This is a genomic window from Njordella aestuarii, from assembly GCF_056494165.1.
Map to the genome: position 1 here is coordinate 4,964,921 of NZ_CM151397.1, position 18,923 is coordinate 4,983,843.

Annotated in this window: 19 protein-coding genes and 1 tRNA gene; 5 read left to right on the forward strand and 15 right to left on the reverse strand. The window is 50.2% G+C overall.

The genetic code is table 11. The annotated features are described in order from the left end of the window. Window positions 1-211: 211 nt before the first annotated feature. The 11 genes from SH451x_RS19575 to SH451x_RS19625 form a co-directional block, all read right to left on the reverse strand. Window positions 212-427 carry a SlyX family protein gene (locus SH451x_RS19575; protein WP_479358744.1) on the reverse strand — a complete coding sequence of 72 codons (216 nt, stop codon included), beginning with the start codon at window positions 425-427 and terminating at the stop codon, window positions 212-214. Continuing rightward, complete coding sequence (locus tag SH451x_RS19580; protein ID WP_479358746.1) at window positions 427-1,431, reverse strand: hypothetical protein; 1,005 nt, start codon at window positions 1,429-1,431, stop codon at window positions 427-429. The genes SH451x_RS19575 and SH451x_RS19580 overlap by 1 nt, the downstream gene beginning before the upstream one ends. Window positions 1,432-1,478: 47 nt before the next feature. Continuing rightward, complete coding sequence (locus tag SH451x_RS19585; protein WP_479358747.1) at window positions 1,479-1,850, reverse strand: hypothetical protein; 372 nt, start codon at window positions 1,848-1,850, stop codon at window positions 1,479-1,481. A 109-nt stretch (window positions 1,851-1,959) separates the two neighbouring features. Beyond that, the gene (locus tag SH451x_RS19590; protein ID WP_479358748.1) at window positions 1,960-2,874 is read right to left on the reverse strand and encodes a hypothetical protein; all 915 of its coding nucleotides are present in this window, start codon (window positions 2,872-2,874) and stop codon (window positions 1,960-1,962) included. Between the two features lie 112 nt (window positions 2,875-2,986). Then, window positions 2,987-3,997, reverse strand: a complete 1,011-nt coding sequence (gene ftsY / locus SH451x_RS19595; RefSeq protein ID WP_479358749.1) for a signal recognition particle-docking protein FtsY — start codon at window positions 3,995-3,997, stop codon at window positions 2,987-2,989. 284 nt (window positions 3,998-4,281) lie between these two features. Then, entirely contained in the window at window positions 4,282-5,508 is a 1,227-nt protein-coding gene (locus tag SH451x_RS19600) for an acyltransferase family protein (protein WP_479358751.1), read from the reverse strand. 101 nt (window positions 5,509-5,609) lie between these two features. After that, window positions 5,610-6,932, reverse strand: a complete 1,323-nt coding sequence (locus SH451x_RS19605; RefSeq protein ID WP_479358752.1) for a hypothetical protein — start codon at window positions 6,930-6,932, stop codon at window positions 5,610-5,612. Window positions 6,933-7,108: 176 nt separating this feature from the next. Then, window positions 7,109-7,351 (reverse strand): DNA gyrase inhibitor YacG, encoded by a 243-nt coding sequence (locus SH451x_RS19610; RefSeq protein WP_479358753.1) that lies wholly within the window; start codon window positions 7,349-7,351, stop codon window positions 7,109-7,111. Further along, window positions 7,344-8,054, reverse strand: coding sequence for a phosphatase PAP2 family protein (locus SH451x_RS19615; RefSeq protein ID WP_479358755.1), 711 nt, complete (start codon window positions 8,052-8,054; stop codon window positions 7,344-7,346). The genes SH451x_RS19610 and SH451x_RS19615 overlap by 8 nt, the downstream gene beginning before the upstream one ends. A 35-nt stretch (window positions 8,055-8,089) precedes the next feature. Further along, window positions 8,090-9,526, reverse strand: a complete 1,437-nt coding sequence (locus SH451x_RS19620; RefSeq protein WP_479358757.1) for a DUF1593 domain-containing protein — start codon at window positions 9,524-9,526, stop codon at window positions 8,090-8,092. 260 nt (window positions 9,527-9,786) lie between these two features. Beyond that, the gene (locus tag SH451x_RS19625) at window positions 9,787-10,266 is read right to left on the reverse strand and encodes a hypothetical protein (RefSeq protein ID WP_479358758.1); all 480 of its coding nucleotides are present in this window, start codon (window positions 10,264-10,266) and stop codon (window positions 9,787-9,789) included. Window positions 10,267-10,488: 222 nt separating this feature from the next. On the opposite strand from SH451x_RS19625, the gene SH451x_RS19630 reads away from it, so the two are divergent. Next, complete coding sequence (locus tag SH451x_RS19630) at window positions 10,489-11,013, forward strand: hypothetical protein (protein ID WP_479358759.1); 525 nt, start codon at window positions 10,489-10,491, stop codon at window positions 11,011-11,013. Beyond that, on the forward strand, window positions 10,974-11,906 hold the full coding sequence (locus SH451x_RS19635) for a DUF1571 domain-containing protein (protein ID WP_479358761.1): 933 nt from the start codon (window positions 10,974-10,976) through the stop codon (window positions 11,904-11,906). Before SH451x_RS19630 ends, SH451x_RS19635 begins: the two co-directional genes overlap by 40 nt. 23 nt (window positions 11,907-11,929) lie before the next feature. Here SH451x_RS19635 and SH451x_RS19640 read toward each other — a convergent pair whose 3' ends face one another. The 3 genes from SH451x_RS19640 to SH451x_RS19650 form a co-directional block, all read right to left on the reverse strand. Then, window positions 11,930-12,859 (reverse strand): hypothetical protein, encoded by a 930-nt coding sequence (locus tag SH451x_RS19640; protein ID WP_479358762.1) that lies wholly within the window; start codon window positions 12,857-12,859, stop codon window positions 11,930-11,932. A gap of 158 nt (window positions 12,860-13,017) precedes the next feature. Then, window positions 13,018-13,794, reverse strand: a complete 777-nt coding sequence (locus SH451x_RS19645) for an enoyl-CoA hydratase/isomerase family protein (RefSeq protein WP_479358763.1) — start codon at window positions 13,792-13,794, stop codon at window positions 13,018-13,020. Window positions 13,795-13,826: 32 nt separating this feature from the next. Further along, window positions 13,827-14,522: a 7-carboxy-7-deazaguanine synthase QueE gene (locus SH451x_RS19650; RefSeq protein WP_479358764.1), complete on the reverse strand. Its 696-nt coding sequence runs from the start codon at window positions 14,520-14,522 to the stop codon at window positions 13,827-13,829. 290 nt (window positions 14,523-14,812) lie between these two features. Here SH451x_RS19650 and SH451x_RS19655 point away from each other — a divergent pair. Together SH451x_RS19655 and SH451x_RS19660 are read left to right on the forward strand one after the other, a co-directional pair. Then, window positions 14,813-14,887: transfer RNA gene (locus SH451x_RS19655), tRNA-Pro, on the forward strand. A gap of 314 nt (window positions 14,888-15,201) precedes the next feature. Beyond that, window positions 15,202-16,842 (forward strand): PfkB family carbohydrate kinase, encoded by a 1,641-nt coding sequence (locus SH451x_RS19660; protein WP_479358765.1) that lies wholly within the window; start codon window positions 15,202-15,204, stop codon window positions 16,840-16,842. Between the two features lie 31 nt (window positions 16,843-16,873). On the opposite strand, the gene trhA is transcribed toward SH451x_RS19660, so the two are convergent. Continuing rightward, the gene (trhA, locus tag SH451x_RS19665; RefSeq protein WP_479358767.1) at window positions 16,874-17,542 is read right to left on the reverse strand and encodes a PAQR family membrane homeostasis protein TrhA; all 669 of its coding nucleotides are present in this window, start codon (window positions 17,540-17,542) and stop codon (window positions 16,874-16,876) included. 229 nt (window positions 17,543-17,771) lie between these two features. Between trhA and SH451x_RS19670 the strand changes: the two genes are divergently transcribed. Continuing rightward, the gene (locus SH451x_RS19670; protein WP_479358768.1) at window positions 17,772-18,878 is read left to right on the forward strand and encodes a D-TA family PLP-dependent enzyme; all 1,107 of its coding nucleotides are present in this window, start codon (window positions 17,772-17,774) and stop codon (window positions 18,876-18,878) included. The last annotated feature ends 45 nt before the right edge of the window (window positions 18,879-18,923 follow it).

Below are 18,923 nucleotides of genomic sequence, written 5' to 3' on the forward strand. Positions count from 1 at the left end.
ATTGTAATCGGTTCGGAGCCCGCTGTACAAAACCTTTACGCAAGGCCTACTAGCTTTTTTAGGTGAAAACCCGAGCCGCTCGCTCCCGGGTGCATATTCAGAATTATGGCTCGTGGCGTACGAACAGAATTAAACGCGGCCAACCACACCAAAAAGGACACCAGTGGGAGGATTTTGACGCTGCCGTTTTCGTCCGGCAAAACGTAATTCGTTAGTAATGTGGTGGCTTTTCGTGCGGCAAGTTACCCGCTGCATCCAGTTCTTGGCGAAATCGCTGCTGGTCAGACCTCAAGCGATGCATCTCGCGACCGATCGACGTAAAATCTGCATTCAATCGTGCAACCATTTCGCTCAACTGTCCTACCGTCTCTTGGAGATGAGCTACGACAATCTCTAGCTCAATGATTCGTTCGTTTTCTGTTTGCATTAGACTTGCCTCCACCATAATTCTTTCTTTAAACCCAATTTTTTTGCGGCATGGGCAATCTCGGCCACAAATCGCTTTGCATCGACAGGATACCCGGCGGTTGCGTCGAGATTTGGAACTGCGGCCTGCCAAAAAGCGTTAAGTCGCCGCATAAATATCTCTCGAGTCCACTTTGCATACATTGATGCGAGCGCACAAGGCATCATGCTGTCACCTTTGGCAACAAACTCAATCGACGTGCTACAGGTCGCGCCATGGATATTGTAACGGCTTTGCAGACGCCCTTCTTCTGCAATTGTGAAGAATAACTCCGGCCAACACGCACTGAGCGCCGCAGCATATTTCGCCCGCCCTCCATGCTTGTCAAAGTAAATCTTCACCGATGCAATTTCGGATACATTCGCACCACAAACAGGTAAGTGCAGCGAACCGAATTTCTCCAGAAGCCCGCGTGCCAACTTCAATGACTCGAATGTCAACAGCGTTGCTTTGTTGCCATGATGTTGCACTCCCGAATTGAAATCGGGCTCTCCCACCACACACAATTGGACTCCCAAGAACTTTATTCCCTGCGCCGACAGTTTCTCTCGTGCTTGCGATTGTTTAGCTATGAATTCCTGATACTCCAATCTCTCGACCTCTTCAAGGCCATCATTCGGTCGCAGCCAAACAGCATCACTTAATTGCGATTCAGCACTCTCAGCTGCATTTTTCAGGAATTCGCTACATGAGGAGTAGGGCTGTTTGCACTCGTCGGCAAAGAAGGCCAACGTTCGTTCAAGCCCAACCAGGGAATTGCCTGAACTGAAAAGTGTCTTGGAATCGCCGACGACAATTGCGTCACCATTGAATGCAGTCGGCCTTGCAACTATCTCGGGCTGCAACAATTCATGCCACGAACTTACCGACCGATCGTCCTTCACTCCCCAAGCTGTCGCGGCAATCACCAAAGGGCCCAGGTTTGGACCGTAACCTGCTTCATCAACGCCGATCACTAAATGCATAATGGTATTGTGGGCTACGTTTCCCCACTCAAAATCTTCGCCAGCTCTTACGGTGTCTTGAAGAAATCTTTGAGAAACGTCACGGTGAAGATCAATAAAGTCGCAACGGCGATTAGGGGAAGCAAGGCAGTCATGGCTTTTGGCCTGATCAGCAAGAAACCGGCAGCCACCAACAAGCCCACCAATACAATTCTGCCATACTTGGCCCTAGCTAGATATTGCAACTGAGTCCATGCCAGAGCCGTTGCAAACAATAGTATGGCCACCTTTGTAACGATGTTGAATATCCAAAACTTCGTCGAATCATCAAAGCTGGTCGCATACCGAAAAAAAGTTGCAGACACGATCAAGATGATTGATGCAGCCAGAAGTAACCACCGAAAGTTTGCATCGCTACTATTTTCCGAATCTTTCGCCAACGCATCATCGCCTATGAAATTGTTAAGCCGTCTCAGCCTCTGATAGTAATGCGATCTCCTGTTCTATGAAACCCAACTGGAGCCAGTCAGCCTCGATTTCGCCAAGGTATTAGAACCCTCCCAAAATTTCCAAAGAGTTGAAGAACGAATCAGGATCATCAATCGCTTCGCATTCGCTTGCTGGCAATCTCGCCTTCTGCCCAAGCTTTGGCAAGCGTTCTGCGCCGTTGCCGTAGCCGAGCGACAATATTCCGTCTGGCGTTGAAAAAAATTCCATGTCGTACGATGGCGTTGTGAGATCCGCTGGAATTTTAAGAGCAACTCCCGTCAGTCCGGCACGTTGAACACGCGTCGCATTTGTAGCGCCATTTGCTTCGAGATTTCGAATAAAATTTTCAAAACTCATATTAACGGATAGGATGCCGATTTCGAACGTCGAACCAGTGCGCCACGAGACGAGCAACTCGCCGCGAAAACCTTCAACTGGCTTGATCTTCGCAGGATACCCGGCGGCTTGAGCGGCATAGCTCTCGATTTGAATAACTCTAGTCCGGTACGGATTAAACTGAATTCCTACAATTACCAGTCCACCGCAGCACAAAGCGGCCATCACCAACAGCAAGGTCAGCATACCTCTAACTACTTCGCCGGCCTGACTCTTACTACGTCTACGACGCTTTTTGGAACTTTCCGTATAATCGCGCAGCACGTTTGCGTCAGCTCCCGAAAAACGATCCGGAAAGCTCGGAGCACGCGTCCCTTGCGACTGAATCGCAGTCGTCTCACGACCGACATCCTGCCAATACCTCTCCGATTCAACTGTTGGTTGAACTACGCCAGCGGGTGGTGGAGGAGGCAACGTGCGCCACGTTCGCAATTGGTCACTGCTAAGTTTGGCATCTTGAGACGGCGGCTGCAGTTGGAGAAGGTTTCCACATTTCCCGCATTGAATTGTCTGCCCCGGCTTCGCTGAAGCAATGCGCAATGTGGCTCGGCAACGATAGCAGCGAAACTGAATAGCCATTTACCACTTCACTAAAATTGATCGCACTGGCGCACTGGGATTTGTTAATAAAACGCAATCGCTACAAAGATTGTAGTCAAAGATTACCCTAGATGGTAAGCAACCTCGCTGCTCAAAGGTCCAATAGTGCGCGAGCAAATTGATCAGGTTGAAATTCTGCAATATCGTCAAGCGATTCCCCAAGTCCCACGAACTTAACGGGCAAGTCGAACTCTTTTAAGATCGGAATTACGACACCGCCTTTCGCAGAGCCATCAAGTTTTGCTAAAACAATTCCGGTGCAGCCGGCTGCACCAGAGAAACCGCGAGCTTGACTGATCGCATTCTGTCCTGCGGTTGCATCAAGCACTAATAACACTTCATGGGGCGCTCCCTCAATCTGTTTCCCAACCACTCGTCGAATTTTATCGAGTTGCTGCATTAGATTGACTTGAGTCTGCAAACGACCTGCAGTATCGATGATACAGATGTCAAAGTTCTCTTCTTTCGCTCGCTGTGCCGTCTTGAAGGCGACCGAACCTGGATCGCTGTTGTTCTCGCCACACATAATTTCACAACCAATACGGTCAGCCCAAACGGTCAGCTGCGCTACTGCAGCCGCGCGAAAGGTATCGCCAGCGCCCAAGATTACGCGTTTCCCTTGCTTGTGAAATAGGTTCGCAAGTTTCGCAATCGACGTAGTTTTACCTGCGCCATTAACACCGACGACTAAGATAACCGTCGGACCAGTCTCAGCTAAATTGACGGAGACACTTTTCGCCTGCATGGTTGCGCGAATCTCTTCGCCAACGATTTGCAAAATATCCTTCATATGCACTTTTCGTGCACGGAAATCACGACCAACCCGATCACGGATCTGGCTAGCAACTTGACTGCCCATGTCCGTTTTCACTAAAACGGCGTACAAATCGCGCAAGAAGTCTTCGTCAACAATTTGCCCTTCGGATTTCAGCAGGTCACGGATATCCGTATGCAACCAATCATTGGTTTTGGATAACGCACTCTTCAACTTACCAAACCAACCATCGCCCCCAGCCTCAGCCGCCTTGGCAGTGGTCGATGCATGCTCTTCCGTAGTAGAACTGGTGATATCGTTAGTTTTCTTACGGTTCCAAAATGCCATGCTAAAAAATACAGTCTACGAATAAGTTCAGTTCGAACGAGATCTACCTGCCGCAGTGCTATCAGCCAATTACTCAGGAAACATCAATCTCCAGTGTAAAACGAATTTTGGTAGATCGTCGACAATCCAGTGAACTCTGCAAGTGCTTTTGCGAGAGTCGAACTCTCAGAATTATCGACCGAGTCGATTAGCAGATCGTCCTGGTCTCAGCGTGGGTTGGCCGAAAACCAAGTGAATTCCATGCCTTCGAAGCAAATTCTCCCAGCCTGACTTTGGCGATCCCATCAGATTCTCAGCAAAATAGACCGTCGATACATCCAGAAAAGCACCAGCCATATTAGGGCAAAAGTAAGTCCTCCCACGACAAATTCATGCGTTGCATGGCTCAAACCTTCAAACATCCACCCAAAGTGACGGTTCCAGTTTTCTTTGGTCCATTCAACAACCGTCCAGCTCATTACGTAGGCAGCAATCGAGTTTGCTCCGATGACTCGTAACGGATAAGACCATGCAACATAGCCACCGATATCACAAATCAGATGTAGCCCTAGCAAGAATGCAAAACACCACGCTCCACTGTATAGCGTCCAAGTCGGCGTCCAGATCCGTTTTACAATCGGGCACCAACCGAGTCTGTCGGCCAGCAATGCCACACCAGCACAAACGATAATCGCACCGATGAATCTGCCAATACGAGGCCCGAGCCGTTCTACCGCACGCAACCAATTTCCCGCTAGTAGGCCAAGGAGCATCGTGCCTAACGTAGGGATAAAACTGAGCGTTGCGTATCCACCGCCAGAATGCGTAAACGAATGCTCTCTCGGAAAAAGATTCATCCAGTACTGATCAAACGCCCAAGCGGCATTGGAGTTTTTATTCCAGTGCGACTCGAACCCATCTAAGTGATAGGGCCAACCGTTTTCTACACCTACCGCGGCATAGTCAAAGTTCGAAGGGGGCGCCGGATACGCTGCAAAAATCCCCCAGTAAGCTATTAAGATTCCCACGATTGCAACGTAGTGAAACACCGGTGACAGCCAAGCAATCAGAAAGAGGAAGACGTAGCCGAGCCCAATTTGTGTCAGGGTGTCATCAAATGTAAAATTCGTCTGATCACTATGAAGGCTTCGCAAGAAGATTCCAAGTGTGACCAAAATAAAGGCGCGAATAATCGCGTGAAAAAACATGCGTCCGAACGATTGCCCCTGTCGTCGACGCGACAATATTGAGAAAGCCAGCGCCGAACCAACTAAGAATGAAAAGCCCGGCTGAATCAAATCATGTAGCGAGCAACCGAACCATTCGACGTGCGAGGTGTGAAAGTGAATGAATTCCCAGAAGGGATTGTCTCCAAAGCTGGCCGCAAAGCCTGCAATTTCGGTCATTTCCAGCAACATCAACGTCATCACTAATCCGCGATAGACATCAATGCTCGCAATCCGACGCTTGACAACTGGCACCGTCGTCGATTCTTCGGTACGCGGTACTGCAACCCCCTGATCTTCAGTCATGATCGCTCCTCGCTCCCGGTGCTCAAATTCGCTCCACCACTTGAACGATAAAAATGGTCTATCGCGCTCGCAGTAAAACGCCCCGACCGCTCGCTACTATCTTATTGCATATCTTCGGGCTTTTGTACCACAGGGTTATTCTCGGGCGCACCGTCGATAGCAACCGGCGGTATCTCGCTCGCGACAGTTGGCGGTGGGGCAGCGGTAGCAGGACTGTTCTTGATTGGAACTGCGTCGGGTGATCCGACTTCCAAAACTCCGCTCTGACTGTAGTTTGTCGGTGGAAGTGCCAGCGGCGATCCCATTTCCTGCAAGTCCAATTCGTCGTAGTCAGTTTGATCAACTTCACGACGCAAGATTAAATAAGTCGCTGAAACAGCCGACCAAAAGAGCGAAACGCCAATCGCTAAGACCAGCGAATCGACGACCCAACCGCCCGTTTCCAAAAGACTACGCGCTCGTTCTGAATCCATTCCTGCTTGCCCATTACCAAGGCCAGCCGCTGCGAAGTAAAACTGCGTCATTAACCCGAACGCTGACTGGTAGACACTTCCGACAATACCGACTACCAGGCCGATGATGCTGCCCCCCACTACTAATGCAATGAGAAGTGTTACAGGACGCTGAAAAAGGTACGCGGCCGCTCGCGATAGCCCATCAAAAACATCGCTGTCCTTTTCGGTAACAATTGCGGCTACAACTATCGGAAAGCCTAACACACACAGGATCAGAAGCCATGCAACCGGAATTACTAAGACTACACTTAACAACATTCCAAAAGCAGAGATCACTTCTCCGAAAGCGCCAAGCCTCGCAAGTATGCCGAGCAACATTGGTATCACGCAGATCGCTAACACGGCGATCGCAGGAAGTGCTGCCGCTTCGACAATGCTACGTAGTCGCCCGGTGACAAGCTTGACGGCGCCAACCCAACCAATAGTTGTCCTCGCGCCTAACTCAACCACACTTCGGCGTGTAATGACTCCGCCAACGAAGCCCCACACCAAACCGAGCCAAATCACAACTACAATCAGATAGCCAATCTGCTGCAGCGACATTGGACCACCGACCAAAACAGCGAGCTCCGATGTGAACGCTGAGGGGATCGAGAACCCAGGCATATTTACCATAAACGACAGGTCGCTTCCTTGGCCCGGCGCTAGTGCAGGATTGGATATCAGTCCGGCCGCACTCGGCCTAAACAGAAAATGTGCGAGCCCCATCCCTAGCTCGGACAGCCAAATGCCAAGCATTGCGAGCACGACGTGGGATGTACGCCACCCTAAGCGAACAAATCCAGACAAGAAATACCACCAAGGCATCGACCTTTGCCAATCGATGGTAGATCGCGTCGATCCGACTGCCTTCAATATGTCGGCACCTGTACTGGCGTCTGTAATTGTCTGTTCAGATTCCGATGGCATAATCGAGTTTCTATAGATGTGCTTTTCAAGCTGCATTTAGCAAGTCGCAGTTCTACAAGCTAGCGTTACGCTGAATTGTAGACTTTGTCGCGGCGAGCAGATTCTAGCAACTATATTGAGAATCCTTCAACCGCTAGAACGAAATGTTGTCGAATTGCCCAGTGGTAAATGCCCCTTCAATCAAAATTCCACTCGCGAATTGGAGGCGGCTCTTCCGGCTCCGCATCTTCCTCATCTCGCGGCGCACACGGCAAGCCAATATCTTCGTCCATCCAACGATACAGATCGACCATCTTGCAGCGCTGGGAACAGAACGGCATAGCCGGATCAGTCATATCGACCACAAACAACTTTCCGCAACTGGGACAAGGAAGCGTTTGATGAGGCGGTCTCTTGGTAGGTTTGGTTGAATCATCCATAGTTGTCTAGTTTATCATTTATCTTGAGACTTGACGAATCCGCTAACCGCACAGCCGATCGATCAAGCGTCGATCTGGGGAATAAAAACTGCCAAAGTAAGGCGATGGCAGCCGCAATCGTAACTCCAGCAACGACATCTGTCGGGAAGTGAGACTGTGTGGCGATGCGCTGTAAGCACGCCATAATTGCAAGTGTGACGAACAGAAAGCGTCCGGAAGGGTAGACGTTCGACAATGCAAACGCCATTGCTGCGGCAGTTGCTGAGTGTCCTGAAGGAAACGAACGGACTCGTGAATCCCAGAAACGCTGTCCGAAATCGGGAAACCACGTTTGAGTCAAATCTTTCAACTCACTGCCTGCATAGGGTCGCGCGCGGCTAAATAACCCCTTGCTTAGGTTAGCAATAGCCATGATCGTGACAACCATACCCAGCATAACCAAAAGCTGTCTACGATTTTTCCGATCGACCGTCAAAAGGATAGAGAATATTACCAGCACGCCACTTCCGTGGGCAAAGGCTTCGGAAAGCTGAAGGCCCTTTTCAATATCACCGGGAAGATCACGATTTTGGAATGCACTAACAAAAGCTTGATCCCAACTGGCCATCACGAATCCCATCAGGGGCGCAAGCAGTAGGATCATTAACGAGATATTCTGCCACCACTTTTTTCGAATGGCATCCTGAGTTGTTTTAGCGGTCATGTCGTTCTGAAAAACTGTGCCTAAATGGTGTACCATTACTTAGAGTCAACGTGCACGATTGCGCGTCGATACGACCAAAGAGCAGGTGCACTATCATCACTAACTTCCATAATGACATGGATGTCGCCTGTTGCGTTCTGATTCTCATTGGGCTCTAACACCAAGGTCGTTTCCAAGCCTTCGTTTTGCTCGAGTTTGACCGAACCAGGGTAGGATTTTAATTCAGGGTAAATCCACCATTTGACTTGGCAGTTATTCCGATCTGGATCCTTGGTGCCCACGGCATTGAGCTTGACAGAATCTCCTGGCTTGGCTGAGAATTTTAGGATCTGCTTCGATTCATCTCCGTTCAGGATCACAATTGGATTGTGATTAGCTTGGCTATACTCGCTCTTAACACACCAATCCATCCGAGCAGCGAAATCGTTCTGGTAATGTTCACGCCAGCGGGAGATCGTGGCCGTATCAAAAGCCTGGATGGTATCGAGCGATGGAATCTTGTCCCGAGTATTCCGATTATTCGTCCAGATTTTCCGAGACTCTGAAAGAGGTTGATACAAGGCATAGCGTCCTCCCCAACCTCCATATGCCGGATTTTCATTCCAGCCCAAGCCATTGTTAATAAGCCCCAGGAATGAAGGTGTATCTCCCTCCATGATATAGGGCGGCATCGGATAGAGCGCACCAAGTGGGCCATGGTTCTCGGCAACGTTTTCCTTCAACCACTCTTTGCTTACCAGTTCCATCTTGTAGCCCGTACCGTTTTCATAGAAATTATCGCCACTAATACCGGTCCACGTAGCCCAATGATAGTCCTCCCCCCCAGCAGTGCTCGGGGAAACAATGTAGAAGAGTTGTGGAAACGTTTTGCGGATCCATGGTCCCGAGTCATCTTGATCAGAAATAGTATACACTCGCAATCGGCCGACAAAATCATCGAGTGCCTCCGAACTGCGGTTCTCTTTAACATAAAGCAACGCTTGAGCCAGCGTGTTTGCACCTCCCCACACCGAGACCCACAATGGGCGATCATCGCCGCGATCGGCGGCATCTATCAGCAGCTTAGCCCCAGGGGACATTTTATCCGCCCCAACCTCTGCCATTCCATAATTGGGCTGTCCGGTAGTTGTTACAGCCCTTAGATGATCGGGCGTAGGAAAGCCCGTCTGATGCTTGCTCAAATTTTCGTAGACCTTAGAGTAGGCATCGATCTGACGTCGGATCAGATCTTCGCGTGTTCCTTTGCGGAGCCATGTTGACGTTGTTGCGACTAGACCTTCGATGTCATATTCGTTGCTGTAAACAAGAAATCGCACCAAGGACTCTTCGTCGTCAGGCTCGTTGGAAATATCGGTTAACACGAAGATGCGCGATCTGGCTTCCGCAGCTTGCAACGATTCTGCAACAAATAGGAGCGCGACGGACCAGAAGCCCGCGGTAATCGTAAACTGCCGAAGAAACTTGAGCATCATTTTACCTGTCCCCTCTACGAACCCACTCATAATCTCGTCTAACCATTTGCGCTGCCTGTTTCAATGCTAAAAGTAGGGACCAGCTAGCGAAAGGAAACTTCAGTAGCGCAACGACATATCTGCCGACGGTCAATAAAATCTACCGTCAATCTTGCACAATTCCGTACAAACACGATAGCCCCAAACAAACAGGGAGATATTCAGGCAAACGAAGTGGAGCTATAAGCGGCCAGCCAAGCAGAAGGCTTCAGCCACTAATACTACCGTCGTCGTGCTCGGGCGGCAGCGTTACCCGTTGAAGGCTGGGGCGTCATCCATAAGAGGACGCCAGCGATTAGCATGGGCGCGATCAAACCCCACAAGGGTACTTCCATCGGTTCCGACGTTGACTGCTCGTTCGGAATTTCAGAATCTGTCGCCATCCCGCTAAAATCGCTCGTTTGCCCAGCCGCAGCGTCAAGAAATCCGTTGGGCGGCAGAACGGTAGAGGCGGGTGAGGCAGGGTTCGGCCAAGCTTGAAAGGAATCTGTCCCAATGCTGCCATTGTCAAAACGGACACTGTTCGCATTGTCGAGTCGAGGCAGTTCCTCTAGCCGTTTCGCCACTTTTTGCGCAAACGGAGCCTTCAAATTTACCGTCTGTACACCAGCGGCCGACAGCAATAGCCCCATAATGATGGAAGCCGTAATCAGCAAAAGTCCCAGCAATTTAAGGCGAGGTGCTAGTTGAGTTCGTCGCATTTCTCCCCCGAGGACTAAAAATTCCGTATTTCTAGCGTCATCTGGGCAGCCGCAGCCATGTTGACAGCTCTGGACACCCAAATTCAGCCTACTTCCACGCTGAAGTTCATCTGGCAGGTTACGTTTCGAAAAGCCTCGCTGATAGGTCGATTTCAATCGATTGGACCAATTCGCTATAATCTTTTTCTGCATACCACTTCCCACTCTCTTGCAAAAACGACCATGGACGAAGACACCTACGCCTTTTCGCGTCCCATCAAGAACGTCACATCGATCACTCCCGTCGACTCGTACCTTTCCGGTTCGTGGGAAGCCCTAGGAGCTGGAGCGCCGATATTGGTCGCGTTAGCGCAGTTGTGCTCCCAAGCAATCATTGATCAGCCCGAGATTCCAAAACTGGAAACACTTCTTCCAGAAGCTCGAACGATCCTTTTCGCAGCTCGACAAAGGGGTATCATAGAGATCAAGGGACTGCAAACGGCATTTGAGGCACCTTCGCGTTTAGTCGCTGTTTACATTGAACTGGAAGAAGGTCACACGATCGCTTTTCGTGACGCCGCAAATCCAGAAATCACCGTGCAGTTCCTCGAAGGATTTCGACAACTGTGTGTGTGCGGCTTAGTTATTCATCATCTTCATCGTGATTTTTCATTATCGGTCAAGGGGTTTCAACTTGCGAGAGAAATCGCAATTGAGGATGTGCGAAAATGGTTAGAGAAGGGGACGGAATTCGGACTGCACGACTGATGCGCATCGGCTTGATAGGCGCAATCGGTCTTGGGTTGTTCTTGGTTGTTTTCGTAAGGTATAGGGATTACCGAAAGAATCTTCGCCAAAAGGGAGCAGAACTCGTCGCCCGTGAGAGAATTCGTGCTGCAGATTCGCTTCAGAAGATCAACGAACTGCCCGACCTCGATTCATCGCCGCTTGATCCAGTGCTCAAACTTGCGAGCGACGCGGTTGCCAACATGCGGGCCAATGTCTTCGATTACACCGCTACCCTGGAGAAACAAGAGCGCGTTGGTGGCGAACTGGGGGAATCGCAGACGATAAAATTAAAAATAATGACACGCTCTCCTCGCCCGAACTCTACCGAGGATCATCCGTTGCATGCGTACTTCCTTTTTGCTTCACCTGAGTCCGTCAAGGGTCGTGAAGTCATCTGGATTGAAGGCAGAAACAATAACAATTTGATTGCTCACGAGGCAGGTATCTTCGGATTTGTACGAGCAAACTTGCCTCCTAACGGAATAGTTGCGATGCGCGGCAACAAATACCCGGCAAGCCAAGTGGGAATCGAAAATCTGCTTAGAAAGTTGATCGAAAAAGGCCTTCGCGACCGCGAAATCTCCACATGCCAGGTCACCATTGATGATCAATACACATGGGAAGACTTGACTCTGTCAAAGATTGTTGTCGTCCACCCCGAGCAGATCGGCGGTGTCGATTTTCATCGCGCCGAAATCTTAATTGACCGCGCCCGCCAGATTCCTCTCAGCTATGCTTCATACTCGTGGCCCCAATCACCAGATGAAGAACCTCCGTTGGAGGAGCGATACGTTTACCGTGATGTTCAATTGAATGTTGGCTTGACGGAAGAAGACTTCGATCCCGACAATCCCGCTTACAACTATCCATAATTTGAATGGAAGTGACTCACTAGCTAGCTGCACGCTTCATCGACCATTCCCTGCAAGCTGCTTACGAGTTTCTCGCAACCAGAAAGCTCGCCTGAGTCTTCGTACTGGATCACGTCCATCCACTCCGGCTGCATCAAGGTATAGACGGACTGGTGAATCGCATGGTTTGCTTCAGGGCTCGCAGAAATCGAAGTGCAGTTATTGTTAATCCATTGCTGACAACCGGACATCATGAACTGCCACCGCAGCCGTCTTCGTTGACCAGGTTCACTTCCAGTCGCATCATGGACCAGAGTCGATTCGTCGGGGGTCTTAAAGCAAAACGCGAGAACTTCGGGGCTGTGGTCGATTGTGGTTAAAAGTGTATCTGTCCAGTTCTCAAGCGAATACCGAACTCGATTCAGCTTGACTGACAGATCTGTTGGCAACCCAATTCCATTGTTGATCAGTTGCAAGCATCGGTTTCGGCAGTCTTCCTGACCTGCCATCACACTACTTGCTATCGCTGCTGCATCTTGGTCGATATTGGACTTTTCTAGCTTTGTGCAAAGTCCTCCCATAACACGGACAAGAACATCACTCAAGAAAATCTCTTCGATGGCCGATTGAAGCTGCTTCCAGATCCAGCCGCGATACGATGCTCCAGCTTCCTCAAGTGCTTCCCTATGTTCGCGGAGAAAGGAATGCCACGAATCAAATCGCTGTCGAGAAGATGACCAGTATTTGTAGACAGAGCGGTGGGGTAGCGGTTGCTGCGCCTGAATGAATGACGGAGTGTGGTATGCCAACAAAGCAGCAGTGTCAACTAACCAGCGAGCATGCATTTCAAGGTCCTCAATTTGTGGCTTGGCGGCGTCATACCGCAGAGTCCTTGCTGACAATTGCATATCGCGAGCCAAAGCCGCTTTGCAGTTGCCGGGTGGAATTTTAGAAGACAGATCGTTCGACTTCAAACTGTTGCAATGCAGGGACTTAGAGAGTCTGCTCCAAAAATTTTCCGTCACGGCGAAGTCGCCCGTCAAACGGTAATGATGTTGAAAATTTTCAACATCAGCCGAAAAACGGTGCAAAACCCCAACATACTTACAGCTGTTGAGATTGGAGTTGAAAGCTAGTCAAATTCGGGCTTCCTGTGCTGTACGAAAGCGGACACACCCTCGGCTGCCACGTCGGTTGAGCACATCGTAGCTAAAGCGCTAGCTCCACTAGATAACGCGTCAAACATTGCTTCGCCAATCATTTCGTTTAGGAGCCGTTTTGTCATCTGAATCGACTCTCCAGCGCTGTCGGCGATTTCACGCCCCCATTGTTCCGCGGCTATCCACGCTTGATCGTTCGGAACTAGTCGATGAATCCAACCATAAGACGCCGCAGTACTACCGCTTATCTGTTCACCGCCTAACAACAACCGTGCTGCCGCAGCAGCTCCGTAGCGAAAATAAAGTAGAGGAGCAACGTGTCCGGAAACAAGTCCAAGACGCGGCGCTGGCAAGGAAAGATACGCCTGCTCGGTTCCGACAACCAAGTCACTTGCAAGAACTAGTGCAACACCAAAACCAATAACTCCGCCATCAAGAGCCGAAATGATTACCTTTGGAAACCGCAACATTTGTTCGATGAGGGCCTGCAAGCCAGCTGCAACCTCATCCCACGTCTCGAGCGATTCACCATCATTGCGCATCGATTGGTGCCATGACTTGAGATCGACTCCGGAACAAAACGTTTTCCCCGAGCCTGCCAGAATAACGCTGCGAACGCGTTTCTCCTGATGCAAGTCATCAAACGCTTGTCGCAACTGTCCCAGTGTAATCTCGTCAATGGCGTTATGAGCCGCCTTGCGATCCATCACGATACTCGCAGTCGAACCTGTAATTTTTATACTGACCATATGACTATATCACTTTCGGCGAGAAATCGTTTCTAAGTACCGCGAACATTTCCAAACCAGTGAATGTGCATGCGGTCGCAGACTTTCAGTTGATGTTGATCGCACCACGGGCGCAACCATTCGACTTGGAACTTAAGCTCATCATGGGTCGTACCTCGCGGCATGAGTAAAACTTTTCGTCGATCAACTTCCGGTAGATAGTTTAAGTACTCGAGTACTTCCTCAGCATCCAGCACAGAGCTGACAACAAACTTCAACTGATAGTCGTCGCTCATGTGCATTAACTGACGAACAACTTCGGGGCAATGCCGGGTCTTCTCATGCCGAAGGTGCCATTCTGGTTCAGCCTTTGGATCGGGCGCACTGTTACTCAGCTTGGGGCTGATCGACATCAGGTGACACCGAAGAGGGCTTTTTGGAATCACGGTGCCGGCGGTTTCGATGGTAATGTGACATCCATGCTCAGCCAGTCGTTGGGTAAGCTCTTCAATTCCGACAGCGATCAGCGGCTCACCGCCGGTAATCACAACGTGTTCGCAATCATGATCAATAACTTGTTGAACAATGTCTTGAATGCACCGATTTTCGCCCTCGGGATACCAAGACGCATAGGGAGTATCGCAATACCAGCATCGCAGGTTGCAGCCGCTGGTTCGAACGAAGATGCTTGGAACGCCGGTGAGAGAACCCTCGCCTTGGATACTGGCAAAGATTTCGGCAATTCGCATTTTGGGTTCGCTAACGTTTGAGAGCTAGAATTTTGAAGAGGCCTTTAGGCTTTGTCACGTCAATAAGCCACAGTGGTAGCTTTCGTTTGTCTTTTCATTGTAGGAGTTCGGCTGGGTAGCTCCATCCCAGGGCGTAGACTGTAAGGCAAATTTTGTTTCAAATCGATGTTTGCGTTGATGAACCGTTGAGAATTTGCGTTAGTACTAGCCGAAACGCGAGTTACATATTAGGCTTTCGCTTGCTGGCTACGTAAAGTGGTCAGCGATGGGCCAGAAAGCGGCTCAAAAATCGGGCCGTAGCGCAGCCTGGCTAGCGCGCTACCTTGGGGTGGTAGAGGTCGTGGGTTCGAATCCCGCCGGCCCGATTTTCTTTTCCCTGCAAATTACCAGTGATTGCAGCTTTCTTTAGCATCGCCAACGTGGCTGGCAGAGTGACATTAAATGACTCAGAGTGATTCAAATCGACAGCAGCTGGGGTAACTAATCCAAGGTCAAAACTTGGCAAGCTCTAAATCGTACTTGCGGTATCTGACAAACTTGAAGCAGTGAACGTCTTCAGTGTTAAACGAACCTGACAGAGGCCTTCTGCCCCATATTGCGACTCGCGGTGCACCGGTAGACTCGGTCCATGCATTCCTGACAAAGGACGCTTCTCGTACTGTGGAATTAGGCGGTATCATTGAAACTCTTCTCTGCCCCCGAACTATCGGCGCCTTCGATGATGAACTCGCGGCTAAGCTTCCCTACAACTATCGAAGAACTTGCACTTAATATCCTTGCAAAAACGTTGCGAAACGGTGATCGGTTCTTGTTCGGAATCGCAGGGCCTCCGGCAGCCGGTAAATCTACTCTCGCGCGAAATTTGGTCCGTCTAATCAATCATTTCGCGGATAGAGATCTTGCTATCGTGGTTCCTATGGATGGTTTCCACCAGCCTGAAGAGTATTTGCATCAACATGGCTTGACCGCAGAAAAAGGGACCCCCAGAACCTTTGATGCGGAAGCCTTTGTTGCATTGGTTTCACGTTTGCGGTGCGATTCCGCTTCGACCATTTTTGCCCCCGCGTTTGATCATGGACAACAAGACCCAAAAGCCGATGCAATTCAGATAGAGCCGACGCATAGAATTATCGTCCTCGAAGGCAACTATTTGCTACTCAACATAGAGCCGTGGGATCGCCTTCGCGACTTGCTCGATGAAACTTGCTATATCGATGCCGACGTTGAGCTTACCAAGCCCAGACTCATGGTACGGCATGCTGCACGCGGACGTGATCACGAATCGGTTGAACAGAAAATTGCGGGGACAGATTTTCCAAATCATGAATTAATAAGTCGTGACGCACATCGTGCAACTTTTCGTTTGATCGCACACGAGTTTCAATCTTCGCAAGAAGAAACCTCGATTCGAACAGACGTGCTGGGACTGGGCGCTTCAACGGTCGATCTGCTGGTCATTGTCAACAATTTTCCACAGGGCCGCGAATCTCAAGAAGTCTCACAGCTGACTATTCAAGGCGGCGGGCCTGTTGCTACAGCCATGGCAACCATCGCAAGACTTGGCGGTCGACCAGCGATGCTGGACCAGATTGGCAATGACCAGCTTGCCGAATTAGTGCTCCGTGAGTTTCATGACTTCGGCGTCGATACGTCTCGAATCTCTCGCGCAGCCGGTTCAACTTCATTTTCGAATATCGTTGTCAATCGCTCCACAGGCGACCGCGCAATTATGTTCCAGAAAGGAACTGCGCCGGAGCTTGAGCCGGAAGATGTGGAGCAGTGTGATCTTAGTGGTATTCGGTTGGTACATGTGAATGGTCGACATGTGCGGGCTTGCAATAAGATGCTTCAACGAGCACGAGACGAAGGAATTCTCGTTTCGTTCGATGGTGGTGCACAAAGCTACTCCGCAGAGCGACATCACTTTGCAGTAAGCTCTGACATTTGCATCGTTGCGAAAGACTTTGCAATTCGCATGACTGAAAAAGCCGAACCAGCCGCTGCTTGTTCCGCACTACTCAAAATGGGCTGCAAAATCGTTGGTATTACCGACGGCAAGAACGGCAGTTGGCTTCAGAGCATCGATCACCAATTGTTTCACCAACCCGCTTTCTTGCAGGACAACTCAGTGGACACGACAGGCTGCGGAGACGTTTATCACGGTGCTTTTCTGTTTGAGTATCTGCGTGGTCAGACGCTTCAAAGATGCGCTGAAACAGCCGCCGCCGTCGCGAGTATCAATACACTAGCGCTGGGTGGTCGAGGATGTTTGCCAAACCTATTCGAAGCTCAAGAGTTCTTGTCACTGCAAAGCCGCTGAGCTAAACAAGCCAATGTGTCTAAGCAGATTGCTAATTGCCTAGCGATGGAACGAGAGGCCAAAGAACAAATTGCAATACGGCGGCATAATGGATACTGGCGGCCGCGATAACTAATAGATGCCAAACCGCATGAAAATATCGGACGCGGTTGTCGAACACTAAAAAGAATACTCCGACGCTGTATAGGATGCCGCCAGCAGCCATCGCCAGCAGACAGGCAGACGACACTTGTGGGCCCAAGACCAGGGCAGGGAACCAACCTAACACAAGGTAGGTCGTAGTCGCCATTGAGTTCACGCGGTGCTGCGAAATAACCTTAGACCAAAATCCAACCGCTGCAAAAATCCACATGAAAATAAGCAGTGGGATGCGAAAGTCACCACCGTAAGCCCATGTAAACGGAGTATAGGTGCCTGCTATCATGGCATAAATCATCCCTTGATCCCAAGCTCGCATTCGATTTCGAAGTCGCGGCTGGTAAACAGCGTGCGACAGGGTCGAAAAGGCAAATACCGAAACGACGGAAAGCGAGTAGACGATGCAACAAAAAGCAATTCCCCACGATTGCTTCGAAACCAGGAACATCATCGTGAATAGGCCAACAACGGCGACCGCGATGCCAATCGCATGGGTCACAATATTCGCAGCTTCATCGTCAGGTATCGGAAGGATGTCTGGCGATTGCGGTTCCGACTTCAAGCGAATTGCTCCGTAGTTATATTGTGATGGATCGGCTGGGGCAAAAGAATTGTGCAACAGACACAACTGATGTTACTGGAGGGGCGTCCGGATTGATAAGCCCTACACGGAAAAAGTCCCACATTTTCTTGCTAATCGCTCGCGGACGTTCTTAAACTTTGTTGGCTGAGCAAATTCAGGCGGCTGAAGGCTACTTGTTAGCTTTGAAAAGTACGTGAAAATAAATTTTATGACTCAATGGTACAAAATTAGTAATAGTTGCGATGTTGCCTCTCCGACAGTGTTGCTGTTCCTGGACCGCGTTCAAGAGAACATCCAACGCATGGTGCTAGCATCCGGCGACGTTTCCCGACTGAGACCACACGTCAAGACACACAAGTTGCCGCAAATCGTTGCGATGAAATTGCTAGCGGGCATTACGAAATTCAAGACTGCAACGATTGCAGAAGCTGAAATGACGGCCGCTGCTGGTGGTCTTGACGTGCTGCTTGCCTATCAAATGGTTGGCCCAAATGTCAAACGATTCCTGCAGTTGATGGAGGCATTCCCAAGCACGCATTTTTCAACGCTAGTCGACAACCTGGAAACCCTTAGACAACTCTCGGACACCGCCACCGCTCGAGCGCAATCAATTGAAATTTTCGTCGATTTAAACGTGGGCATGAATCGGACTGGAATCGTACCAGACGAATCTGCTGCAGCAATTGTTCGTGCCGCGCGAAAACTGCCTGGCGTTCGAGTCGTCGGCTTTCACGCTTATGACGGGCACCTCCACGAACCGAAGCTTACAGACTTGTCGAATGAGGTCCAGCAAGCTTTCTTGCCAGTCTGGCGGTTACGTGAACGCTTGGTCAGCGAAGGTTTCGGTCTTTTGCGAGTAGTGGCCTCGGGGACACCAACTTCATCGATTTTGGCCCGGCAATCCGACGTCGAAACGTGCCCTGGCACAACTGTTTTCTGGGACGCTGGCCAACAAGCTATTTCGCCGGAGCTTGATTATCTTCCTGCAGCAGTCGTTTTTTCTCGCGTCATCAGCAAACCGACGTCGGATACTATTTGTGTAGACCTCGGCCATAAAGCAGTCGCCTCAGAGATGCCGCAGCCACGGGTGCACTGGTTTGGCTTAGTAAACCCGATTGCCATCATGCACAGCGAAGAGCATTTAGTGCTTAAGGTCGACAACGCAGCCGAACTCGCCGTGGGTAGTGTGCTCTATGGCTTGCCCAAGCACGTCTGTCCGACTATTGCTCTCCACAGCCACGTAAGGCCCGTAACGCAGCATCTTGCTGGAGCACCATGGCGCGTGGTAGCACGCGACCGGTTCATTTCAGTCTGACCGTTCGGCAAAGCAGGGGCGTCAGAAGCACGGCATGCACTTTGC